This is a genomic window from Pseudactinotalea sp. Z1748 (genome assembly GCF_049725185.1).
Taxonomy (GTDB): Bacteria; Actinomycetota; Actinomycetes; order Actinomycetales; family Beutenbergiaceae; genus CALKWS01.
In genome coordinates this window covers 323,487-346,281 of the sequence record NZ_JBMPQB010000002.1, presented here as the reverse complement: position 1 = coordinate 346,281, position 22,795 = coordinate 323,487, and the positions used below count along the sequence as shown (strand labels likewise).

Sequence of the window (22,795 nt, the reverse complement as noted above, 5' to 3'; positions counted from 1 at the left end):
GCATTCCGGCGGTGCCACCGGTGCGAGCGTGACCGAGGCCACTGAGGCGCTGCTTCCCCACGACGAACGGAGCCGGTGCCCTCTCAGGTGCCGGACGGCTCCAGCCCGGTGGCCACGGGCCGGTCGGAGTCGGCGCACCACTGAGACCATGAGCCGGGGTAGAGGGCGGCGTCGATGCCGATCGAGTTCAACGCCGCCACCTCGTGGGCCGCGGTCACTCCGGACCCGCAGTAGACCGCCACCTGATCACTCTCGCGCACCCCGACCTGCTCGAAGTGCTCACGCATCTCGGCGTCGGTCAGGAACGTCTGGTCCTCGTGCAGGTTCTCAATGGTGGGAGCGCTGCGAGCACCGGGAATGTGCCCGGCTACGGGATCCACCGGCTCGCGCGCCCCGGTGTAGCGGTCCCGGTCGCGGGCATCGAGCAGCACACCGCGACGGGCGATATCGGCAGCCCCCTCGGCATCGGTGAGCGGCATGTGCCCGGGCGAGAGGGTCACACCGCCTGCGGCCACCGCGACCGAGCCGTCCTCGAGAATGCCCCCGCTGCGACTCCAGGCTCGCAACCCGCCGTCCAGGATCCGCACGTCGGATAGCCCTCCCCAGCGCAGCAGCCACCATGCCCGTGCCGCGGCTGTGCCCCCGGAGTCGTCGTAGACGACCACGGCATCGCCATTGTTGATGCCCCAACGCCGGGCAGCGGCCTGCAGGTCGTCCGCGTCGGGCAACGGGTGGCGCCCACCCGGTCCCGGTGGGCCGGCCAGATCCCGTGCCAGATCCACGAAGTGCGCACCCGGGATGTGCCCGGCGATATAGGCGCGGTGACCGTCCGGCTCCGCCAGGGACCAGCGCACGTCCAGGACCACCAGGTCGGTGCGCATCGGTGACATCATCTGCGCCAGTTCCTCGGCCGTGACGAGAACGCCCCGGCGCAAGGTGGTGTGGTCACTCACGTCTGCCTCCTCTCCGATCCCACGGGACCCGGCCCGCGCAGCCGCAGCCGCATGGTCAGGGCGTCGGTGCCCTGATAGTAACCGCGCCGGCGCCCCACGGGCCCGAATCCCAAGGAAGCGTACAGGGCCTGGGCGCCCGGATCATCCGCACGAACCTCCAGGTACACCTCCGCGCACCCGGCCGCCTCGGCCTGGTCCAGCAGGGCCTGCATCAACGCCCGGCCGAGGCCGCGGCGCCGATGGGCCGGGGCGACTCCGACCGTCATGATGGTCGCCTGTTCGGCGAGGTCGATCCCGGCGTAGCCGCCGAGTTCCCCGGCACGCTCGACGACGACGTAACGTCGGCCGGGGATGGCAAGTTCCGTCTCGTAGGTGGCCCGGTTCCAGGCCCCGGTGCCGAACAGCACCGGCTCCAGATCGAGCACGTCGTCCAGGTCGGCGGGGGCCATCGGGCGGATCAGGGGCGCGGCAGACATGTGCCCATGCTGCCGCGCCCGGTGGCTCAGCGCTCTGCGGCAGGGCGGGTGTGCGGCATCCAGATCAGCTGGATCAGGTCAGGAGGCGCGCTTGCGGCCGGCGCTCTGGTGCACATCGGGCCGGCGCAGGTACCTCGGCTCCAGCGAGAGGTCCCCATCGTGGGAGCGCCGGTGCACCATGATCTGCGCGAGCAGCGCCGGGTCCACCGGCGCACCGGGTGCGAGCGCACCATCCGGAACCGGGCCGGCCTCACTGCTTCCGGCCGCACCGGCTGGTGTGGCGCCGGCGGCGGGTGTGAACACATCGGCATACAAAGCCGCGGCCGGTCCGAACACGGCACCGGCCTCGATCAGGTCGGCATGGTCGGCGGCTACCTGGGCCGGTGCCGCCACGGCCGGACCGGCCACCGCCGTCACATCCTCGGCGCCCACCCGGTACCGGGCGTAGTAGACCTCCCGGCGCTTGGCATCGGTGACCACCAGCACCTCCGGTGGGCCCAGCCCGCCCGTACCGCCGGCGCTGACAACCGACCCGCCGGCACCGGATTCGAGCGCCAGGGCGTCGAGCGAGCAGACCCCGTAGGCACTGATGCCGCGGGCACGAGCGAAACCGCGCGCGGTGACCAGCCCGACCCGCAATCCGGTGAAGGGTGCCGGCCCGGTGCCCGCCACCACGGCACCGACCTGATCGGCATCGGCTCCCGCCTCGGTGAGGACCTGCTGGATCATCGGGACCAGGGTCTCGGCGTGCCGGCGGCCATCGCCGCTGCGGGCCCGGGCGAGGACCTGCACCGGTTCCTCCCCCGGCCCGGTCCGGCACAACGCCACCGCGGCATCGCTGGAGGTATCCAGGGCCAGCACCAGGCCCTCGCCGGCGTCGGCCTCGGTGTGCTTACTCACCATTGTGTCCCTCGACATCGGTCCTCCCGGTCATGTCCTCCGGTGCCACATCGGCCCACCGGGCCCCATGGGCGCTGATCGTGGCCCACCGGGGTTGCTCTCCTACATCGCCGCCGGCGCCGCGCATCCGGTGGATGATGATCTCCAACCGGTCCTCGGCCAAGCCCTCCACCAGGCCCGCGCCCCATTCCACCACGGTGACCGCCTCGGCCAGGGTGGTGTCCAGGTCCAGGTCATCGACCTCGGCGAGGCTGCGCAGCCGGTAGGCGTCCACGTGCACCAGCGCGGGTCCGGGGCCGGTGGCGGCGTGGGTGCGGGCGATGATGAACGTCGGTGAGGCGATCCGCCCGCGCACGCCCAGACCGGACCCGATCCCCTGCGTCAGCGTGGTCTTGCCGGCGCCCAGGTCCCCGGTCAGCACCACCATGTCGCCGGCCCGCAGCATGCTGCCCAGACGACGACCGAACTCGGTGGTGTGGGCGCTGGTGGGCAGGTCCAGGCGATGCACCCAGCGGGCGCTGTCGCCACCGTCCGAGGCGGTCTCTGACTCACTCATCATCGACGCCGAGGGCGTTGAGGTACGTGCGCGGAATGCGGGCACCCATCCGCGCCACGATCTCGTAACTGATCGTGCCTGCGGCATCGGCCCAGTCCTGGGCGGTCGGTTCGCCGTTGGCACCGGTGCCGAACAGCACCGCCCGTTCCCCGGGTACCACCTCGGGGTGATCGGGCCGTGCGGGACCAAGGTCGATGGTGAACTGGTCCATGCACACCCGACCGGCGATCGGCACGGTACGCCCACCCACGCGCACCGGCCCGACGTTGGAGGCGTGCCGCGGGATGCCGTCGGCGTACCCTAACGGGATCACGGCCAGCCTGGTCTCCTCGGTGGTGGTGTAGAGGTGGGCGTAGGAAATGCCCTGGTCCGCCGGTGCGTCCTTGACCAGCATGACCTCGGACTCCATCCGCATCGCCGGGACCAGGCCGAACCCATCGGCGCTGCGGTACTGCGGCGCCGGCGTCAGCCCGTAACTGGCGATCCCCGGACGGACCAGATCGAAGTGGGTCTGCGGCGCGGTCAGGGTGCCCGCGGAATTGGCCAGATGGCGCACCAACAACCGGGCACCGGCGGCCTCGGCCAGGTGTACCGCGTCTGTGAACGCCTGCACCTGCGCCGCGATCGAGGGGTGACCGATCTCATCGGCTCGGGCCAGGTGGGACCAGACCCCCACCACCTGCACCGCCCCCTCGGCCTGGGCGCGCATGGCCGCGGCCACCAGATCCGGCCAGGCCTGGGCGAAGACCCCGCCACGGCCCATCCCGGTGTCGATCTTGAGGTGGATACGCGCGGTGCGTCCGCTGCTGCGCGCAGCCCGGACCACCTCATCCAAGGCCCAGCCGGCCGAGACCGACAGATCGATATCGGCCCGCACCGCCTGCTCCAGCGGTGCTCCCGGGGTGTACAACCAGACCAGCATCGGAGCGGTGATCCCGGCCTCGCGGATGGCCAGTGCCTCACTGAACTGGGCCACGCCCAGCCAGGTTGCCCCCGCCTGCAGCGCCGTGCGGGCCACCGGGAGCAGACCGTGTCCGTAGGCGTCCGCTTTGACCACGGCCATCACCTCGGCGGTGGGTGCCACCTCGGCCAGGGTGGCGACATTGGCGCGGATGGCTGCCAGGTCCACGATGACCTCGGCCGGATGGTAGTGCGCCCCACTCGCTGTGCCGGCGCCCGGCGCCGGGGTTCGGGTGCTCATCGGTTCGGGTCCGTCCGGAGCATATCGGCGATCGCGCGCGGGACGGCTGCGGCCAGGTCAACCGAACGCAGCGGACCACCGGCCAGGTGCGCGGCCCGCCCGTGCACGACGACGGCGGCTGCGGCTATCGCGGCGACGTCGCCGGGGTGGGCCTGGGCGAACATCGCCCCGAGAACCCCCGCCAGTGCATCGCCCGAACCGGCCGTGGCCAGCCAGGGCGTGCCATCGGCCTGGCTGTATCCGGGACCGCCGTCGGGCGGGGCGATCACGGTAATGGCGCCCTTGAGCAGCACGGTGGTCCCGGTGCGCCGGGCCGCCCGGTGCGCCCAGGTCCATGGGTCGGCCTCGATCTGTTCGCGCCGGACCTCATCCCCGAAGCGCCGCAGCAGCGTCTCCAGTTCCCCCGCGTGCGGGGTCAGCACCACCGGTTTGCGGGCCAGTACGGCCGGGGCGTCCGGCAGGTGGTCCAAGGCGCCGGCGTCCAGCACCACCGCCACCGCGGCATCGCCATCCTCGGGGCCCTCCTCGCCCAGGCCCCAACCGCGCAGGGCCCGGCGCATCGCCGCGGCGAGGTCGTCGTCGTCGGCCATCCCCGGTCCGATCACCAGGGACTGCACGCGCCCGTCCTCCGGCACCACCTCCGGATGGGCGCCGATCACCGCATCGGCTACCTCGCGGCGGCCCAGGTAGCGCACCATGCCCACGCCCACTCCCAGGGCGGCCGCCGCGCACAGCAGTGCGGCGCCGGGGAATCGCGGTGATCCGGCGACGAGGCCCACCACGCCCCGGGTGTACTTGTGGTCGGCTGGTTCGGGAACGGGCCACAGGTCGGCCACGTCGGTGGGCGTGAGCCGGTGCACGGTCGACTCCTGCGCGGCGAAGGACCCGCCAAGGCCCAGGTCCACCACCTCCACCCGGCCGGCGTGGTGGACTCCTGGGGGGATCAGCAGGGAAGTCTTCGGTGCACCCATCGTGACGGTGAGGTCGGCACGGAGCACGCCGCCGGCCCGCTCATCGTGGTTACCCGGTCCGCCCGGACCGGTTTCGCTCTCGCCGGTCGCAGGAGGTGGAGGGGCGGCTCGGACCGGGTCCGCTCCGACACCGCTCGGCACGTCCACCGCCACCACGAGCGGGTCCACCGGGGAACCGCTGCGGATCGGCTGCAGAGCCTGAACCACCTGCGCAGGTAGGCCGCGCAGCGCGCCCTGCACGCCGATGCCGGCCAGGGCGTCCACCCACACATCGGCCCACTGCCCGAGCCGGGACATATCCTCGGCGCCGACACCACCGGCGAGGTCCACCAGTTGCGCACCCGCCCGCCGGGCCGCGGCCAGCCCCTCGGGGTGGGGCCGCTCGTGGGCCAGGACGCACCGCACCTGAACGCCACGGTCGATCAGGTCCGCGGCCGCGAACAACCCGTCGCCGCCGTTGTTCCCCCCGCCCACCAGCACCAGCGCCCGTGCTCCCGGGACCGCGATGTGGTGACGGCGCAACAGCGCGACCGTGCGCGTGGCCAGGGCGAAGGCAGCGTTGCGCATCAGCGGGCGGCCCTCGGCCAGGGCCGGGGCCTCGGCGTCGCGAACCGCCTGGGCGCTGTAACCGCGGATCATCGCTGCGCCAGTGCCATCGCCGAGGCGATCCCGGCGTCGTGGGAGATGGACAGCAGCCAGTTGCGGATCCCCAGGTTCTGGGCGGCCGCGGCCACCGAGCCGGTCAGTTCCACCTGCGGTGGGCCACCGGCGATCCGGAGCACGGTGGCGTCCTGCCAACTCATCCCACTGGGGGCCCCCATCGCCTTGGCGATGGCTTCCTTCGCGGCGAACCTCGCCGCCAGGGATGCATCGGGCAGGTCCCGCTCGACGGGGGTGAACAGTCGCTCACGCAGTCCGGGTGCCCGGTGCAGGGTGGCCATGAACCGCTGCACGTCCACCACATCGATCCCCACGCCCACGATCACGTGTGTTCCTCTCCTCCGACGCTCGCCCCGGGGATCACTCCACGGTGACCGACTTGGCCAGGTTACGCGGCTGGTCCACGTCATACCCCTTGGCTGCGGCCAGAGCCGAGGCGAAGATCTGCAGCGGCACCACGGTCACCAGCGGCATCATCAGCGTGGGGGTGCGCGGCACCCTGAAGATGACGTCGGCGTAGGCGGTGACCTCCTCGTCCCCCTCCTCGGCGATCACGAGGGTGCGGGCGCCGCGGGCACGGATCTCGGAGATGTTGGACACCACCTTGGCGTGCAGGGTAGGGCGGCGCGGTGTGGGCACGATGACGAACACCGGCTGGCCCTGCTCGATCAGCGCGATCGGACCGTGCTTGAGTTCCCCGGCGGCGAACCCTTCGGCGTGGATGTAGGCGAGTTCCTTGAGTTTCAGCGCCCCCTCCATGGCCACCGGGTAACCCACGTGCCGGCCGAGGAAGAGCACCGAGGTCTCATCCTGCATCGAGCGGGCCACGTCGCGGACCTCGTGCTCGCGGTCGATGACGGTCTGGATCTTGGCCGGGATCGCCGCGAGTTCCTCGAGGTAGCCGGCGACCTCGTCGATGTACTTGTACCCGCGCAACTGGGCCAGGTACAGCCCGAGCACGTAACAGCCGGTGATCTGGGCCAGGAAGGCCTTGGTGGAGGCCACGGCCACCTCCGGGCCGGCGTGGGTATAGAGCACCGCATCGGCCTCGCGGGCGATGGTGGAACCGTGGGTGTTGACGATCGCCAGCACCTTGGCGCCCTGCTCGCGGCCGTGCCGGATGGCCATGATGGTGTCCATCGTCTCCCCCGACTGGGAGATCGCCACGATGAGCGTCTTCTCGGAGACCACCGGGTCGCGGTAGCGGAACTCGTGGGCCAGTTCCACCTCCACCGGGATGCGACACCAGTGTTCGATGGCGTACTTGGCCACGTGCCCGGCGTAGGCGGCCGTGCCGCAGGCCACCACCACGATCTTGTCCACGCTGCGCAGCACCGACTCACTGATGCGCATCTCATCGAGCATCAGGGTCCCGTCCGGGCCGATCCGGGCGCGCAGCGTGTCGGCGACCGCCTGGGGCTGGTCGTGGATCTCCTTGTCCATGAAGGTGTCGAACCCGCCCTTGACTGCGGCGTCGGCGTCCCAGTCGACGGTGTAACGGTTGGCGTCGGTGACCGGTTTGCCGTCGGCGTCGATGATCTGCACCTGATCACCGGTGATGGTGACGATCTGATCCTGACCCACCTCCATCGCCTCACGGGTGGAGGCGATGAAGGCTGCCACGTCGGAGCCGAGGTAGTTCGCCCCCTCCCCCAGGCCCACCACCAGGGGTGAGTTGCGGCGAGCGCCCACCACCGTGCCGGGTTGCTCGGCGTGCACCGCGAGCAGTGTGAAGGCACCTTCCAGGCGGGCGGTGACCGTACGCATCGCCTCGGTCAGGTCTCCGGTGTCGGCATAGGCCTGACCGAGCAGGTGGGCCACTACCTCGGTGTCGGTCTCGGAGGTGAAGGCCACACCCTCGGCCACCAGCGCCGTCTTGAGCGGGTGGAAGTTCTCGATGATCCCGTTGTGGATCACCGCGAGGCGTCCGTCCGCGGAGGTGTGCGGGTGGGCATTGGCGTCCGTGGGTGCCCCGTGGGTGGCCCACCGGGTGTGCCCGATGCCCGCACTGGCCGGCGGCAGCGGGTTCGCCTCGAGGTCACCGAGCAGGTTGGCGAGTTTGCCGGCCCGCCTGGCCGTGGCCAGTCCCTGCGAGTTCACCAGCGCGACACCGGCGGAGTCGTAGCCGCGGTACTCCAGGCGCTTCAAGCCCTCCAGCACCACCTCCAGGGGACTGTCATCAGCGGTAGGTGGGCCTGCATATCCGACGATTCCGCACATGAGGCACACTGTATAACCCGCGTCCCGGCGGTGCCGTGAAGCCGGGTACCACGATCGGCAACATCACACCGGAGGCGGCCCAGTCCGGTCCCCACCGGTCCCCACCGGTCCGCTCGGGGTGGGAGAGTAGGTGCGTGGTGATGACCGACTTCGCTGATCTGGCCGACCTGCCCGGGGAATCGGCAGAGCCCTATGTGGAGTTCGACCGGGCCAACTGGAGCCGGCTCTCCGCCTCCACCCCACTGCCCCTGACCGCGGCCGACGTGGACAACCTGCGCGGGCTGGGCGACCCGATCGACCTGGATGAGGTCGACACGGCCTACCGGCCCCTGTCCCGGCTGCTCAACCTCTACGTGGCGGCCAGCCAGCGGCTGCGCGAGGCCACCACCACCTTCCTCGGGGAGAAGAACGGCCCCACCCCGTTCGTGATCGGGGTGGCCGGCTCGGTGGCGGTGGGCAAGTCCACCGCCTCCCGGGTGCTGCGCGAGATGTTGGCCCGCTGGCCGGAGACACCCCGGGTGCAACTGATCACCACCGACGGGTTCCTGCACCCCAACGCCGAACTGGAGCGGCGCGGCCTGATGGAGCGCAAGGGGTTCCCGGAGTCCTACGACCGGCGCGCGCTGCTGAACTTCCTCGCCCGCGTCAAGGGCGGGGCGGACGCGGTGGCGGCGCCGGTGTATGACCACCTGACCTACGACATCGTTCCGGACAGGCAGATCGTGGTGCACCGCCCGGACGTGCTCATCGTGGAAGGCCTGAACGTGCTGGCACCGGCCCGGGTGAGCGCCGACGGCGAACCCTCCCTGGCGGTCAGCGACTTCTTCGACTTCTCCATCTACATCGACGCCAAAACCGCCCACGTGCGCGAATGGTACGTGGAACGATTCGGGCGGCTGCGCCGGACCGCGTTCGCCCAGGAAGCCTCGTACTTCCACCGCTACGCGGACCTGGATGACGCCCAGGCCCGCGCCAAAGCCCTGGACATCTGGAGCCGGATCAACGAGCCGAACCTGATCGAGAACGTCCTGCCCACCCGCGGTCGGGCCACCCTCGTACTGCATAAGGACGCCGAGCACCGCCTTGCCCGGATCCGGTTGCGAAAGATCTGAGACGTCCATGAGCAGCGTCAACCCCGCACCGGGCCCGGAGCCGAAGGAGCGACGGTGCGGCGGGCAGGTGCCGGACACCGATCCGGTGACCACGGAGGCCGGTTCGGTGGCGGGCAGGTCCGGACCGGATGTGCTGACGTTCCGCGGCATCCCCTACGCTGCGGCCCCCGAGGGTGCGGCCGGCTTCGCCGCCCCGCGGCCGCATCCGGGATGGGAAGGCGTGCGGCCGGCGCTGGCGAACGGGCCCACCCCCACCCTGGGTCCCACCCGGGCCACCCACACGGTCCCCGAGGTGCACGTACCGGGCTCGGAACGCCTCAACCTGAATGTCTTCACCCCCACCACCGACGCGGCAGCGAAGTTGCCCGTCTACGTCTGGATCCATGGCGGGGCCTACGTCGGCGGCGCGCCCGGGGGCGCCTGGTTCGACGGCACCGGCTTCGCCCGCCGGGGCATCGTCACGGTGTCGATCACCTACCGGCTGGGCTTCGAGGGATTCGGCCACGTGCCCGGGGCTCCGGACAATCGAGGGCTGCTGGACCAGATCGCCGCCCTGGAGTGGGTGCAACGCAATATCGCCGCTTTCGGTGGGGACCCCGGGCGGGTGACCATCGGTGGGCAGAGCGCGGGAGGTGGCTCCGTGCTGGCCCTGCTGGCCAGCCCGGCCACCGCGGACCTGTTCGGCAGGGCCATCAGCCACTCGGCACCACTGCCCGACATCACCGCGGAGACGGCCGCCGAAGTGGGGCAGCAGGTGGCCCGTGCCTGCGGGGTGGAGCATTCCGTGGCCGGCTGGTCCGCCGTGGCCCGGGAGCAGCTCGTGACCGCGGAGCGGGCGCTGATCGGCGGCGGGCTGTGGGAGGGGCTGCGGCACCTGGGACGGGTGTTGCGTGAACGGGAGAACGTCACCTGGTTCGGGCCGGTATTGGGAACAGAACCACTGGGTTCGGAACTGAGGACCGACCTGGCCGCAGCGCAGCGACCGTTGCTCCTGGGTGCCACCAGCCACGAGTTCAATCATCTCGCGACGCTGGTCCGGACCGACCTCGGCCCGGGCCTGACCTCCCGGCTGCTGCGTGGCCTGGGGATGCCTGCCGCCCGGGCCAGGGCGTACCCGGCCGCGTTTCCGGATCTGACCGGCACCGAACTGGTCGGCCAGGCCATCACCGACCGTCTGTTCCGGTACCCGGTGGTGCGCATCGGCGCCGCCCGCGCCGAGACCTCGGCTCCGACCTGGGCGTGGGACTTCCGGTGGCGCTCACCGCTGACGGGCCTGTCCTCGCACTGCCTCGACCTGCCCTTCGCCTGGCACAACCTCACCGCCGACCGGGTGGCCCGGGCCGCCGGTGCGGAACCCCCGGTGGGCCTTGCCGATGAGATGCACGGGGCGATCGGCGATTTCATCGTCGACGGTGATCCCGGGTGGGCCCCCTTCACCGCGACCGAGCCGATCGCGCGGGTGTTCGACACCGAGAGCTGGACCGGCCGGGATCCTTACCGCTTCGAGCGGATCGCGGTGCAGGTAGAGCGCGGCCGCTGAGGTCCTGTCGGCCTCGCCGGGGTGCCCGGACGGTCGGTGCGGCGTAAGCCCGTCTCAGCCGCCGTCACCGACGGCGACCTCCTCGCGGGGGTTCGGCAGCACCGGCGGCGCCGGCTCGGGCGGTGGGAAGAACCTGCGCATCCCCAGGTCGATCAGGGTTCCCAGGACCACCCCGGCCACCACGCCGACCAGCACGCCCAGCAGGGGCCGTCCGTACAGCAAGGCGCCGGCCCCCACGCCCAGCGCCACCGAGTACAGCGACCACATCACCGAGGCCACCGCGGCGAAGCCGATGAAGCGGCGCCGTGGGAAGCCGAGTGCGCCGGCGCTCAGGTTCACCGCCACCCGGCCTACCGGGATGTACCGGGCCGCGAGGATGAACGCACCGCCGCGCTGGTGGATCGCCTTGGACGCCCAGGCCAGGGTCCGCCGGCCGCGAGGTCCGCGGAAGAGGCGCAGGCTGTGCACCTCGACCTTGGTGCCGATCAGGTAGGCGAGAAGGTCCCCGCAGAAAGCACCGAGTGCGGCGGCCGGGATCAGCAGCCAGAGGCTCTGTCCTTCGCCCTGGGCGTTCAACGAGGCCATCGCGATGACCAGGGACTCACTCGGGACGGGCGGGAAGATCCCGTCGATCAGACAGAACGCAAGAAGGACCACCAGGGACCACGGCGACGCGGCACCCTCGAGGATCAGGTCGATCACAGATGAACTCCTCGAGCGTGGTGCCGATGACCATGACGCCACCGCACCCGGTGGCGACGCCGCCAGCGTATGTCACGGAGAGGTCTCAGGCACCACCAGTTCGTGTGCGAATCCCTGGTGCCGGCGAAACTCCTGGTCAGCGCGTACGGGTTGGGGATAGCCGATCCGCTTCAGGCCAGTGCCAGGCGCGCGCGGACCACATCGGCCAGTACCCGGGCCTCCTCCTCGGCCTGGTCCTGCTCGGCGGCCTCCACCATCACTCGTACCAGCGGCTCGGTGCCCGAGGGGCGCAGCAGCACCCGGCCGGACTCGCCCAACCGGGCCTCGGCGGCCGCGACGGCCGTACGCACCTCCGCATCGGAGTCCACCCGCGTCTTGTCCACTCCGCTGACGTTGATGAGCACCTGGGGCAGGCGCGGGACGGCACCGGCCAGGTCGGCCAGGCTACGCCCGGTCTGGGCCACGCGTGCCGCCAGGTGCAAGGCGGTGAGGAGGCCGTCCCCGGTGGTGGCGTGATCGGCCAGGACCAGGTGTCCGGACTGCTCCCCGCCCAGGCTGAACCCGCCGGCGCGCATCCGCTCCAGCACATACCGGTCGCCGACCCCGGTCTGCACCGTGGTGATGCCGGCCTCACGCATGGCCATCAGCAAGCCGAGGTTGCTCATCACCGTCACCACCAGGGTGTCGTAGGCCAGTGTGCCGGCCTCCTTCATGGCCTGGGCCAGGATGCCCATGATCTGGTCGCCGTCGACCAGTGCGCCGGTGTGATCGACCGCAAGACACCGATCGGCGTCACCGTCGAACGCCACCCCCAGGTGCGCCTCGGAGGCCACGGTGACCGCCTGGAGCTGCTCGGGATGGGTTGATCCACACATCTCGTTGATATTGCGACCGTCGGGAGAGGCGTTGATGACCACCACATCGGCACCGGCGTCCCGCAGCGCCTGCGGCCCGACCTCGCTGGCCGCGCCGTTGGCGCAGTCCACCGCGATGCGCAGGCCCCGAAGCGGGGTGGAGGTGGTGCTCAGCAGGTGCTGGACGTAGCGGTCGCCACCCACCCCACGGTCCAGCACGACCCGTCCGACGGCGTCCCCCACCGGAAGTTCGACCGGGGCGTGGAGGGCAGCCTCGATCGCGTCCTCCACATCGTCATCGAGTTTGTGCCCGCCCCGGGCGAAGAACTTGATCCCGTTGTCCGCCATCGGGTTGTGCGAGGCGGAGATCATCACGGCCAGATCCGCGTCCTCCACACTGGTCAGATGCGCCACCGCGGGGGTGGGCAGCACTCCCAGGTCCTCCACATCCACACCGGCGCTGGAAAGCCCGGCGATGGTGGCCGCGGCCAGGAACTGGCCGGAGACACGGGGGTCACGCCCCACGATCGCTTTGGGCCTGCGGTCCTCGAACCGGCCGTGCGCGGTCAGCACCGAGGCGGCGGCCATGCCCAGGCGCAGCGCCAACTCGGCGGTGACCTCCCGGTTCGCCAACCCCCGCACTCCGTCGGTTCCGAAGAGTCGAGCCATCGTTCACTGTCCTTCCGCTACCACGCCGCCGACGGCGCACGCGGGCCCCGCGCGACCACGCAACGCAGCGGCCCCGGCGGGTGGGTACCCGCCGGGGCCGATGATGCCACGTCCTAGCCCGCGAAGGCCCGCGATCGGGCGCTGATCAGCGCTTGGAGTACTGGGGAGCCTTGCGGGCCTTCTTCAGCCCGGCCTTCTTCCGCTCGATCACGCGGGCGTCGCGGGTGAGGTAGCCGGCCTTCTTCAGCACGGACCGGTTGGTCTCGGGGTCGATCTCGTTCAGGGCACGGGCGATCGCCAGGCGCAGGGCGCCGGCCTGACCGGAAGTACCGCCACCGTCGATCCGGGCGATCACGTCGAAGCGGCCGAGCATGTCGATGGCCACCAGCGGCGCGCTGACCGACTGCTGGTGGATCTTGTTCGGGAAGTAGGTCTGCAGGTCTCGCCCGTTGATGTTCCAGGTGCCCTCACCCGGGATCAGCCGGACCCGCGCCACGGCCTGCTTGCGCCGGCCCAGCGCTGCACCCGGTGCGGAGCGCGACGTGCCCTGCCCGGTGGGGGCCTCGGACTCGGAGGTGTACTCGGTGGGTACGTCCTCGACGTCCGCCACTGCGGTGTTCTCGGTCACTGGTTCTCCTCGCATCTACAGATCGCGCAACGCCGGGCGTTACTGCGCCACCTGGGTGATCTCGAAAGTCTGGGGCTGTTGAGCGGCGTGGGGGTGCTCGGCGCCGCGGTAGACCTTGAGCTTGCGCAACTGCGCCCGGCCCAGGCTGGTCTTGGGGATCATGCCGCGAATGGCCTTCTCGACCGCTCGCTCGGGGTGCTTGTCCAGCAACTCGGCGTAACTGGTGGCGCGCAGACCGCCGGGGTAGCCGGAGTGCCGGTAGGCCGTCTTCTGCTCCGCCTTGCTTCCGGTCAGGGCGACCTTGTCGGCGTTGATGATGACGACGAAGTCACCGCCGTCGACATGCGGGGCGAAAGTCGGCTTGTGCTTACCACGCAGCAACGTAGCGGCATGGGTTGCGAGCCGACCGAGGACGACGTCGGTAGCGTCGATGACGTACCAGGCGCGCTCGGTCTCGCCTGCCTTGGGGGTGTACGTACGCACGGTGTTGGCCTTCGTTCTGGATCGGTGCTGCGGTCTGGTCGGTCCGGGCGTCACGGGCCCGTCTGGCTGGGCACACATCCGCCCCGCCGAACCGGTGGTCGGTCGTTAGCGTCGATGCCCGCGCGTGGTGGTGAGTGGGAGGCACCGACCGGCAGCACGGACGCACAACAACACGTCACTGTACTGCCAGGCCGGCCCGGTGGTCAAAGCCGCAGGGCCGTCCAACCGGCCCGCACGAGCGATATTGCTCACGTTCTGCCCTCAGCGGCGGCGGGCTGCGCCGTCATCGTCCCATACCGGGGCGGTGGTCTCGCTCACCCTGCCATCGGCGCCGACGTGCCAGAAGCGGTCGAAGGAGCGGGTGAACCACCTGTCGTGGGTGATGGCCAGGACCGTTCCGGTGAACGCCTCCAGCCCCTGCTCCAGGGCCTGGGCCGAGTGCAGGTCGAGGTTGTCGGTGGCTTCATCGAGCAACAACAGCGTGGCGCCGGACAACTCCAGTAGCAGGATCTGGAACCGGGCCAGTTGGCCGCCGGAGAGGGTCTGGACCTGTTGCTCGGCCGCGGCGGCCAGTTCGTACCGGTCCAGTACCCGGCCGGCATCCTCACGGGCGATTCCGTTCCGGGTGCCATCACCGCGGTGCAGCACCTGCAGCAGGGTCCGTCCGACCAGGTGGGCGGGGGCGTCCTGCTGGGCGAACCAGCCCGGGCGTACCCGGGAACCCAGCCGCGCGGAGCCGCTGTGCGCGACGGCGGCGGGTAGGTGCTCGCTGGCTGGGGCGTTACCGGTGTCGGGATCGGTACCACCGCCGGCCAGCAACCGGAGCAGGTGGGACTTACCGGTGCCATTGGCCCCGAGCACGGCGACTCGCTCACCGAACCAGACCTCGGCGTCGAAGGGTTCGGTCAGGCCGGTCAGGGCGAGCCGGTCCAGCACCACTGCTCGCTTGGCGGTGCGTGCGCCCCGCAACCGCATCTGCACGTGCTGGTCACGAGTCACCGCCTGGGGTGGCCCCGCCTTCTCGAACGCCGCGAGGCGGGTGCGGGCCGCTTGCAACCGAGAGGCCATATCGGAGTTGTAGCTGGCCTTCTGCTTGTACATCTGCACCAACGTCCGCAACTGGGCGTGCTCGGAGTCCCAGCGCCGGCGCAGTTCGGCGAGCCGGCTCATCCGATCCGCGCGCGCCTGGGCATAACCCGCGAAGCCACCGCCGTGGCGCCATGCGGTGGACCCGGCCGGCCCCGGTTCCAAGGTGAGTACGGCGGTGGCGACCGCCTCGAGCATCTCGCGGTCGTGGCTGATGAAGAAGACGGCCTTATCAGTTTCACCCAGCCGGGCCTCCAACCACCGCTTGGCAGGCACGTCAAGGGCATTGTCCGGCTCGTCCAGGATGAGGATCTGCGCGCTGGAACGCAGCAGCGCCGAGAGCACCAACCGCTTGGACTCACCACCGGAGAGGGTGGACAGGCCTCGGGACGCGGCACGATCCCAGGACTGGGCGAGCACGTCGGAGCAGATCTCATCCCACTGCGCCTCGAGCTGGTACCCGCCCACGTCGGCCCAGTCTGCCAACGCCTGGGCGTAATCGAACTGGGCGGCCTGGCTCTCGGCCCCGGTCATCGCCGCCCCGGCTCGGGCCAGCCGCTGGGCGACCTCGCACGGACGCGCCGGCGCATGGGCCGTCAGCAGGTCCTGCACGGTCGGTTCCCGCTCGGAATCGGGCGGGCCGGGCAGCGGGGCGGCAGCGCTGCCCGGGACCTCGTCGCCGCCTGGGTGACCCGCACCCCGGGCGCCAGCCATGCACGCCCCGGGCGCCTCGTCGTCAGCCGTCGCAACCAGTGTCGCCGCGCGGCGACCCACCCACTGGGCCATCACCCCGATCTCGCCCGCCGTGGTCACCGCTCCCCCGTGCGGCGTTATCTGCTTGGTGGCGATCCGGATCAGGGTGCTCTTGCCCGCGCCGTTCGGACCGATCAGCGCCACCCGCTGGCCCTCGCCCACGTGCGCGGAGACCTCGTTCAGCAGCACCCTGCCGTCGGGGAGGTGATAGGTGATCCCGGCCAGATCGAGGTGCGCCATGGCCCCAGGATGGCGGTCCGGTGGCGGTGGGCCAAGCCGTTTTACCGGTGCCGGTGCGCCGTACCGTCTGCGGATGCGCGGCCGTGCCGGCAGTGTCAGTGTGGGTGGATGGACGCGAGCACACCCATTCCCGAGGAACTCTCCCCGGCCGAGCCCAGCCCGGAGGAATTGGCCAACGCCGATCAGGTCTCGGACCTGCCCCCGTCGGACACCACCGCCTCCCCCGAAGAGGATGGTGAGCCCGAACCCGATGACACCGGTGAGGCCGATCCGGATGTCGGGGCCACCGGAACGATCCGGCAGTTGCCCGCCGAGGACACCCTGGAGGACACCGGCGGTCGGGACCTGGTGGACGAGGGTTTCAACGCTCCGGACGCACCGGGGCCCTTGTATGAGCAGACCGTGGCGGATGAGATGAGCCCGGACGGCATCGATGAGCGCGTGGAGATCGAGGAGCCGGAGGTGTGGGAGACACCGGCATCCGACGACGAGGCCGACCCCGCGCTCTGACCCCCGGTCACCTACTGCGACACCGGGAAAGCCGCCGCGGCACCTCCCGCTCGAGACCTCAGGGGAGTTCGCGCACGGCACGGGCCTGCGTGGCGCGCGCACCCAGTTCATGCGTGGGCGGGTAGATGATCTCCTCCAGGCACAGTCCGTGCGCGGGCATCACCATCACCGCCGGGTCCCGTCTGCGGGCAGCGAGCACCGCGGCGGCCCATCCCGGTTCCTGGCGGCCCTGCCCGATGGCGACCACCGCCCCGACCAGGGCACGCACCATCGAGTGGCAGAACGCATCGGCCACCACGGTGCCCTCCAGCACGCCCTCGGTGGGACGTTGCCAGGAGAAGCCCTCCAGTGTGCGGATCGTGGTGGCCCCTTCCCGTGGTCTACAGAACGCGGCGAAGTCGTGTAGTCCACAGAGCATGTCGGCTGCGGTGTTCATCGCCTCGCAGTCCAGTGGTCTGGGCACGATCACCGTGTCCCTTCGGCGTAGCGGATCGGCGAGGGCGGGACGGTCGCACAGCCGGTAGGAGTAGCGCCGTCGCAGGGCGGAGAACCGGGCATCGAAGTCGGTGCTGACCACGGTGGCGCGGCGTACCACGATGTCCGGTGGCAGCACACCCGCCAGGCGGCTGAGGGCCGCCTGAGCGGGGGCCCGGTCGGAACGGCCGGGTAACGACTCCCACGCAGCCGCGTCGACGTCGGTGTGGACCACCGAGCCCCTGGCATGCACGCCGGCATCGGTGCGCCCACCCACCACCAGCCGCGGTGGTTCGGTGCGCAGGATGGTCCCCAGCCCGCGCCGCAGTTCCCCCTCGACGGTGCGCAACCCTGGTTGGGCGGCCCACCCGGAGAACTCGGTGCCGTCATAGGCCAGGTCCAGCCGGATGCGCACAGCCGGTTCGTTGCCGGCCGGTGGCGCAGCGGGCCTGTCTGGTTCGGACACGGGAACAGTTCATCACATCGTGTCCGCTCCGCACGTTCACATCGGGCCCGCTTCACGCTGCGCCAGTAGCATCAGGGGGTGACTTCCGACCCGGTGACCCTCTCGGTGGATTGCGGGGGCGGCGGCATCAAGGCCTCGGTGCTGGACGGGGTCGGCACGATGCACGCCCAGCCGGTACGCACCGCCACGCCCTACCCGCTGCCACCGGAGAGCCTGCTCGAGGTGATCGCCGACCTCGCCGAACGGTTGCCCCCCACCGACCGGATCACCGTAGGCATGCCGGGCATGATCCGCCACGGTGTGGTGGTGCACACCCCCCACTACATCACCCGGGCCGGCCCGCGCACGAAGGTGCTGCCCGAACTCAGAGCGGCGTGGACAGGCTTCGACATGCGCCGCGGGGTACAGGAGCGGCTCGACCAGCCCGCCCTGATCCTCAACGACGCCGAGGTGCACGGAGCCGGCGTGATCGCCGGCGCAGGCCTGGAACTGATGCTCACCTTCGGCACCGGGCTGGGCAACGCAGTGTTCGACGGCGGCCGGCTGGCCCCGCACGCGGAGCTGTCCCAGAGCCCGGTGCGCTGGGGCCTGAGTTACGACGAGTACGTCGGCGAGCACGAACGGTTGCGGTTGGGGGATGCGATGTGGTCGCGGCGCGTCCGCCGCGTGATCGACGCGTTGCGCCCGGTGTTCCTGTGGGACCGGCTCTACCTGGGCGGTGGCAACTCCCGCCGGATCACCCCGGTGGTGCTGGCGAAGGCGGGCGACGACGTGGTCGTGGTGCCCAACAGCGCTGGAATCGTGGGAGGCGTGCGGGCCTGGTCACTGCCGGGCTGAGGCAGGGCCTGGTCACTGCCGGGCTGAAGCAGGGCCTGGTCACTGCCGGGCTGAGGCAGGGCCTGGTCACTGCCGGGTTGGGACAGGGCCTGGTCACTGCCGGGTTGGGACATCCGGACCAGCACTCGGGGCGAGGTCCGGACCGGACTCGCGCACCTGGGCCACCAGCGCGGCCAGCACGGCGTTGAACAAGTCCGGGCGCTCCAGACTGACCAGGTGCCCGGTACGGGGCAGGACGATCAGCCGACCGGTTCGCACTGCGGCCCAGAACCGGGCCTGTTCCGCCCGGAAGTGATCCCATGCCCCGTTGACCAGCCACACCGGGGCCTCGATGCGGCGAAGATCCGCGATCGGATCCACCTGCGCGATCGCCGTCAGCGCCGGCACCATCACCTCCAGCGCCACCCCTCCGGCAGCGACGTCCCGGGCGGCGTCCGGGCTCAGCATCCTGGTGGTGAGCGTGTCATTCAGCCAGCCACCCCGGTCGGGCAACCGATTGATCAGCCCGGCCAGGCGCCGGTAGGCCGCCAGCGGCGCCCCCCGCGGACGCACGCTGCACCCGGCCGCGAGCACCGCATCAACCGGACTCGCTGTTCGAGCGGCCCAATCCAGCGCCAGATAGCCGCCCAGCGACAGCCCGACCAGGATGCGTCTCCCGGCGGGCAGTTCCTGCCACGCCTGCTCGATCACCTCCCGGCACGCCGCGAGCGAGAACGCACTACTGATATGCGTGCCGTGGCCGGGAAGGTCGATCGCGCGTGCGGTCACCCCCAGCGCCTCGAGGTGCTCCAGTTGCGCCCGCCACATGGTCCCCGAACTGCGAATACCGTGCACGAACAGCACCGACGGTTGGGCGGGCTGGTCCTGCTCGCCTGGCTGGGCGGGCCCCACGTCGAGAGCCGGTTCGCGCTCAGGGTCTTGCTGGTCCACGGCCATGGCACCACTGTGCCACGCCCTTCACGCCGCCCCCCGAACCATCGAACGCGCTCAGCGGTCAGCGGTCTGGGGACAGAACACGCAGGCCCGCTGCCGGAGTGGTCCGGCAGCGGGCCCGCGAAAGCGCTGACTAACGTCGGGTCAGGACTTGCTGGCCTCGCCGGCGTCGTCCTTGGCTTCGGTCTCGTCGGCCTCGGCGGGTGAGTCGGCCGACGGGGCCGAATCCGGGCTGTCCGCCGACTCCGGGGAATCGGGGCTGTCCGGGCTGTCCGTAGTGTCCGGGCTGTCCGTGGTCTCCTCGGCGGAGGGGGCCTCGGCGGCCTGCTTGGCGGCGGCTTCCTTCGCACCACGCTTGGTGGCGCCCTCAGCCTCCTTCACGGTGGCCTGCTTCGGGCTGTAGGGCTCGGTAACGAGTTCGATCACGGCCATCGGCGCGTTGTCACCCTTGCGGGGGCCGACCTTGATGATCCGGGTGTAACCACCGGGACGTTCGGAGAATCGTGGAGCGATCTCGGTGAACAACTCGTGCACCACGTCCTTGCGGGACAGCACGGCGAGCACCTGACGACGGGCAGCCAGGTCACCGCGCTTGGCCTTGGTGATCAGTCGCTCGGCGAACGGGCGTAACCGCTTGGCCTTGGTCTCGGTCGTGCGGATGCTGCCGTGCTCGAACAGCGACTGGGCCAGGTTGGCCAGCATCAGGCGCTGGTGTGCCGGGCTACCGCCGAGACGGGGCCCCTTCGTGGGCTTGGGCATGGGAATCTCCTAGGGTGCGAGCGACGCTCAGTTGTAGTCGTAGTCGTCGCCGTCGTACGAGGCCACGAGGGAGGGGTCGAAGTCGCTCGGGCTGTCCTTCAGGGACAGACCCAGACCGACCAGCTTCTCCTTCACCTCGGTGATCGACTTGGCGCCGAAGTTGCGGATGTCCAGCAGGTCGGCCTCGCTGCGAGCCACGAGCTCGCCGACGGTGTGGATGCCCTCCCGCTTGAGACAGTTGTAGGACCGGATGGTCAGATCCAACTGCTCGATCGGCATCGCCAGGTCCTCGGCCAATGCGGCGTCGGTCGGGGAGGGTCCGATCTCGATCCCCTCGGCCTCGGTGTTGAGTTCGCGGGCCAGCCCGAACAGTTCCACCAGGGTGGAACCGGCCGAGGCCAGGGCGTCACGCGGGGACATCGAGCGCTTGGTCTCCACGTCCACGATCAACTTGTCGAAGTCGGTCCGCTGCTCCACACGAGTGGCCTCGACCTTGTAGGTCACTTTGAGCACCGGCGAGTAGATCGAGTCCACCGGCACACGACCGATCTCGGCGTCGGCCTGCTTGTTCTGCACCGCGGAGACGTACCCGCGGCCCCGCTCGACGGTCAGTTCGATCTCGAGTTTGCCCTTGGCGTTGATGGTCGCCAGGTGTAAGTCCGGGTTGTGCACCTCCACACCGGCCGGGGGCGTGATGTCGGCAGCGGTGACGGTGCCGGGGCCCTGCTTGCGCAGGTACATCACCACAGGCTCGTCGTGCTCGGAGGAGACCACGATGTCCTTGACGTTCAGGATGATCTCGGTGACGTCCTCCTTCACACCGGAGATGGTGGAGAACTCGTGCAACACCCCGTCCACGCGGATGCTGGTCACGGCCGCACCCGGGATGGAGGAGAGCAGCGTACGACGCATGGAGTTACCGAGGGTGTAACCGAAGCCCGGCTCAAGAGGCTCGATGACGAAACGGGACCGGAATTCGTCGACGACTTCTTCGGTCAGTGTGGGGCGTTGTGCGATGAGCACTGGTGATTCCTTTCAGCAAACGTCCGCTATATGACGTCGTGCAAGACCCCGGCCCATCTGTCCGAACCGGGGGTGAAACTAACGGTGGTGGGTGGGCCGCCCCGAGGGCGGCCACACCGACGGTGCAGGCTTGCGCCCGCACCACACCGGACTCAGACCCGGCGACGCTTCGGCGGGCGGCAACCGTTGTGCGCTTGCGGGGTCACATCCTGGATCGATCCGACCTCCAGGCCGGTGGCCTGCAGCGAGCGGATTGCGGTCTCCCGGCCCGAGCCGGGGCCCTTGACCAGCACGTCCACCTTCTTCATGCCGTGCTCCTGCGCCTTGCGGGCGGCAGCCTCGGCGGCGAGCTGGGCAGCGAAGGGCGTCGACTTACGCGATCCCTTGTAGCCCACCTGGCCGGAGGAGGCCCAGGAGATCACGGCACCGGTGGGATCGGTGATGGTGACGATGGTGTTGTTGAAGGTCGACTTGATGTGGGCCTGACCGGCGGAGATGTTCTTCTTCTCCTTGCGGCGCGGCTTACGCGCACCGGCGGCTTGGCGAGTCTTGGGGGGCATCTACAAATCTCTTCTCTTCGAGGTCGTCGATCCGCGTCCGCTCGGAGGCGGGGAGCGGACTGCTTAGCGAGCGGCCTTCTTCTTGCCGGCCACGGTGCGCTTGGGGCCCTTGCGGGTCCGCGCGTTGGTCTTGGTGCGCTGTCCGCGCACCGGAAGGCCACGGCGGTGCCGCAGGCCCTGGTAGGTCCCGATCTCCACCTTGCGGCGGATGTCTGCGGCCACCTCACGGCGCAGATCACCTTCGAGTTTGTAGTTGCCCTCGAGGTAGTCGCGCAATGCGACCAGATCCGCGTCATTGAGGTCCTTGACGCGCAGGTCCGGACTCAGGCCGGTGGCCTCGAGCGTCTCGGCAGCGCGGGTGCGGCCCACGCCGAAGATGTAGGTGAGCGCTACCTCGAGCCGCTTGTCGCGGGGGAGGTCGGCGCCGACGAGTCGTGCCATATTGTCTTCTCACTCCTGTGAGTCATCGGAGGTCTTCCACATCGCCGTCCCGCGGGCTGCGGGCCCCGGCCTCCGAGCCGAGGGCTGCGATCGACGGGCGATCGCTGGCGGTGTGCAGTTGTGGTGGCCGCGGACGGCCCGAACGCAGGGTGTCAGCCCTGGCGCTGCTTGTGACGCAAGTTGGTGCAGATCACCCGCACGACGCCGTTACGACGGATCACCTTGCAGTTGTCACAGATCTTCTTGACGCTCGGCTTAACCTTCATGATGCTTCCTCTGCACCGCCGCGCACGCTCGGGAACTCCATGGGGGTCCCATTCGCGGCGGCGAGATCGTGGTCTGTTACTTGTAGCGGTAGACGATTCGACCGCGGGTGAGGTCGTAGGGGCTCAACTCGACCACCACACGGTCCTCGGGGAGGATCCGGATGTAGTGCTGCCGCATCTTGCCCGAGATGTGGGCGAGTACCTTGTGGCCGTTGCTCAACTCGACGCGAAACATCGCGTTGGGCAACGCCTCGACCACGTGGCCTTCGATCTCGATGACCCCGTCCTTCTTCGCCATATCCTCCGCTAACTGCAGTACCTGTCTGGATCCGATGAGGCGCGTGCGTATGACTGTGCTCCGTGTGCTTCCGGGCCCGGTCACCCGGGGCGGGAGCGTGGCGGAGCGCGCCCAACGGTCAATCTTACGGCATGATCCGCCCGGATGGAACCGGCCCCGATCGGTTCCGATGCGGTCTACCTCACACCGCCGTGCACCGTCGTCCCGGCGGAGCGACGACGCAA

25 protein-coding genes are annotated in these 22,795 nt (G+C 70.3%); 4 read left to right on the top strand and 21 right to left on the bottom strand.

Features of this window, described 5'->3' with window-relative positions; genetic code table 11:
- Positions 1–83: 83 nt before the first annotated feature.
- The 8 genes from ACO0LU_RS05880 to glmS form a co-directional block, all read right to left on the bottom strand.
- On the bottom strand, positions 84–953 hold the full coding sequence (locus tag ACO0LU_RS05880) for a sulfurtransferase (protein WP_424790472.1): 870 nt from the start codon (positions 951–953) through the stop codon (positions 84–86).
- The gene (gene rimI / locus ACO0LU_RS05875) at positions 950–1,429 is read right to left on the bottom strand and encodes a ribosomal protein S18-alanine N-acetyltransferase (protein ID WP_424790471.1); all 480 of its coding nucleotides are present in this window, start codon (positions 1,427–1,429) and stop codon (positions 950–952) included. The genes ACO0LU_RS05880 and rimI overlap by 4 nt, the downstream gene beginning before the upstream one ends.
- 78 nt (positions 1,430–1,507) lie before the next feature.
- Positions 1,508–2,347 carry a tRNA (adenosine(37)-N6)-threonylcarbamoyltransferase complex dimerization subunit type 1 TsaB gene (tsaB, locus tag ACO0LU_RS05870; protein WP_424790470.1) on the bottom strand — a complete coding sequence of 280 codons (840 nt, stop codon included), beginning with the start codon at positions 2,345–2,347 and terminating at the stop codon, positions 1,508–1,510.
- On the bottom strand, positions 2,322–2,885 hold the full coding sequence (gene tsaE, locus ACO0LU_RS05865; protein ID WP_424790469.1) for a tRNA (adenosine(37)-N6)-threonylcarbamoyltransferase complex ATPase subunit type 1 TsaE: 564 nt from the start codon (positions 2,883–2,885) through the stop codon (positions 2,322–2,324). Before tsaE ends, tsaB begins: the two co-directional genes overlap by 26 nt.
- Entirely contained in the window at positions 2,878–4,086 is a 1,209-nt protein-coding gene (alr, locus tag ACO0LU_RS05860) for an alanine racemase (RefSeq protein WP_424790468.1), read from the bottom strand. Before alr ends, tsaE begins: the two co-directional genes overlap by 8 nt.
- Positions 4,083–5,696: a bifunctional ADP-dependent NAD(P)H-hydrate dehydratase/NAD(P)H-hydrate epimerase gene (locus tag ACO0LU_RS05855; protein ID WP_424790467.1), complete on the bottom strand. Its 1,614-nt coding sequence runs from the start codon at positions 5,694–5,696 to the stop codon at positions 4,083–4,085. The genes alr and ACO0LU_RS05855 overlap by 4 nt, the downstream gene beginning before the upstream one ends.
- Positions 5,693–6,043, bottom strand: a complete 351-nt coding sequence (locus ACO0LU_RS05850) for a holo-ACP synthase (RefSeq protein WP_424790466.1) — start codon at positions 6,041–6,043, stop codon at positions 5,693–5,695. The genes ACO0LU_RS05855 and ACO0LU_RS05850 overlap by 4 nt, the downstream gene beginning before the upstream one ends.
- A gap of 34 nt (positions 6,044–6,077) precedes the next feature.
- Positions 6,078–7,937, bottom strand: coding sequence for a glutamine--fructose-6-phosphate transaminase (isomerizing) (glmS, locus tag ACO0LU_RS05845; protein WP_424790465.1), 1,860 nt, complete (start codon positions 7,935–7,937; stop codon positions 6,078–6,080).
- 140 nt (positions 7,938–8,077) lie between these two features.
- Between glmS and coaA the strand changes: the two genes are divergently transcribed.
- Positions 8,078–9,049 (top strand): type I pantothenate kinase, encoded by a 972-nt coding sequence (coaA, locus tag ACO0LU_RS05840; protein WP_424788988.1) that lies wholly within the window; start codon positions 8,078–8,080, stop codon positions 9,047–9,049.
- A 7-nt stretch (positions 9,050–9,056) separates the two neighbouring features.
- Positions 9,057–10,589, top strand: a complete 1,533-nt coding sequence (locus ACO0LU_RS05835; RefSeq protein ID WP_424790464.1) for a carboxylesterase/lipase family protein — start codon at positions 9,057–9,059, stop codon at positions 10,587–10,589.
- Positions 10,590–10,643: 54 nt separating this feature from the next.
- Here the strand turns inward: ACO0LU_RS05835 and ACO0LU_RS05830 are convergent, their stop codons facing one another.
- From ACO0LU_RS05830 to ACO0LU_RS05810, 5 genes are all read right to left on the bottom strand, one after another.
- Positions 10,644–11,291 (bottom strand): DedA family protein, encoded by a 648-nt coding sequence (locus tag ACO0LU_RS05830; protein ID WP_424790463.1) that lies wholly within the window; start codon positions 11,289–11,291, stop codon positions 10,644–10,646.
- Between the two features lie 170 nt (positions 11,292–11,461).
- Positions 11,462–12,814 carry a phosphoglucosamine mutase gene (glmM, locus tag ACO0LU_RS05825; protein ID WP_424790462.1) on the bottom strand — a complete coding sequence of 451 codons (1,353 nt, stop codon included), beginning with the start codon at positions 12,812–12,814 and terminating at the stop codon, positions 11,462–11,464.
- A 145-nt stretch (positions 12,815–12,959) separates the two neighbouring features.
- Positions 12,960–13,457 (bottom strand): 30S ribosomal protein S9, encoded by a 498-nt coding sequence (rpsI, locus tag ACO0LU_RS05820; protein ID WP_424790461.1) that lies wholly within the window; start codon positions 13,455–13,457, stop codon positions 12,960–12,962.
- Between the two features lie 24 nt (positions 13,458–13,481).
- On the bottom strand, positions 13,482–13,925 hold the full coding sequence (rplM, locus tag ACO0LU_RS05815; RefSeq protein WP_424790460.1) for a 50S ribosomal protein L13: 444 nt from the start codon (positions 13,923–13,925) through the stop codon (positions 13,482–13,484).
- A 261-nt stretch (positions 13,926–14,186) separates the two neighbouring features.
- The gene (locus ACO0LU_RS05810; RefSeq protein WP_424790459.1) at positions 14,187–16,004 is read right to left on the bottom strand and encodes an ATP-binding cassette domain-containing protein; all 1,818 of its coding nucleotides are present in this window, start codon (positions 16,002–16,004) and stop codon (positions 14,187–14,189) included.
- A 108-nt stretch (positions 16,005–16,112) separates the two neighbouring features.
- Here ACO0LU_RS05810 and ACO0LU_RS05805 point away from each other — a divergent pair, with 108 nt between their 5' ends.
- Positions 16,113–16,514 (top strand): hypothetical protein, encoded by a 402-nt coding sequence (locus ACO0LU_RS05805; protein WP_424790458.1) that lies wholly within the window; start codon positions 16,113–16,115, stop codon positions 16,512–16,514.
- Positions 16,515–16,572: 58 nt separating this feature from the next.
- Here the strand turns inward: ACO0LU_RS05805 and truA are convergent, their stop codons facing one another.
- Entirely contained in the window at positions 16,573–17,454 is an 882-nt protein-coding gene (gene truA, locus ACO0LU_RS05800) for a tRNA pseudouridine(38-40) synthase TruA (protein ID WP_424790457.1), read from the bottom strand.
- Between the two features lie 78 nt (positions 17,455–17,532).
- Here truA and ACO0LU_RS05795 point away from each other — a divergent pair, with 78 nt between their 5' ends.
- Entirely contained in the window at positions 17,533–18,291 is a 759-nt protein-coding gene (locus tag ACO0LU_RS05795; RefSeq protein WP_424790456.1) for an ROK family protein, read from the top strand.
- A gap of 93 nt (positions 18,292–18,384) precedes the next feature.
- Here ACO0LU_RS05795 and ACO0LU_RS05790 read toward each other — a convergent pair whose 3' ends face one another.
- The 7 genes from ACO0LU_RS05790 to infA form a co-directional block, all read right to left on the bottom strand.
- Positions 18,385–19,227 (bottom strand): alpha/beta fold hydrolase, encoded by an 843-nt coding sequence (locus ACO0LU_RS05790; protein ID WP_424790455.1) that lies wholly within the window; start codon positions 19,225–19,227, stop codon positions 18,385–18,387.
- Between the two features lie 141 nt (positions 19,228–19,368).
- Entirely contained in the window at positions 19,369–19,983 is a 615-nt protein-coding gene (gene rplQ, locus ACO0LU_RS05785; protein ID WP_424790454.1) for a 50S ribosomal protein L17, read from the bottom strand.
- A 27-nt stretch (positions 19,984–20,010) separates the two neighbouring features.
- Positions 20,011–21,006, bottom strand: a complete 996-nt coding sequence (locus ACO0LU_RS05780) for a DNA-directed RNA polymerase subunit alpha (RefSeq protein ID WP_424790453.1) — start codon at positions 21,004–21,006, stop codon at positions 20,011–20,013.
- A gap of 152 nt (positions 21,007–21,158) precedes the next feature.
- A complete protein-coding gene (gene rpsK, locus ACO0LU_RS05775; protein WP_424789001.1) occupies positions 21,159–21,566 on the bottom strand; it encodes a 30S ribosomal protein S11 in 408 nt (135 codons plus the stop codon).
- A gap of 63 nt (positions 21,567–21,629) precedes the next feature.
- A complete protein-coding gene (gene rpsM, locus ACO0LU_RS05770; protein WP_424789002.1) occupies positions 21,630–22,007 on the bottom strand; it encodes a 30S ribosomal protein S13 in 378 nt (125 codons plus the stop codon).
- Between the two features lie 152 nt (positions 22,008–22,159).
- Positions 22,160–22,273 (bottom strand): 50S ribosomal protein L36, encoded by a 114-nt coding sequence (gene rpmJ, locus ACO0LU_RS05765; RefSeq protein WP_424789003.1) that lies wholly within the window; start codon positions 22,271–22,273, stop codon positions 22,160–22,162.
- A gap of 76 nt (positions 22,274–22,349) precedes the next feature.
- The gene (gene infA / locus ACO0LU_RS05760) at positions 22,350–22,571 is read right to left on the bottom strand and encodes a translation initiation factor IF-1 (protein WP_022917277.1); all 222 of its coding nucleotides are present in this window, start codon (positions 22,569–22,571) and stop codon (positions 22,350–22,352) included.
- Positions 22,572–22,795 lie beyond the last annotated feature (224 nt).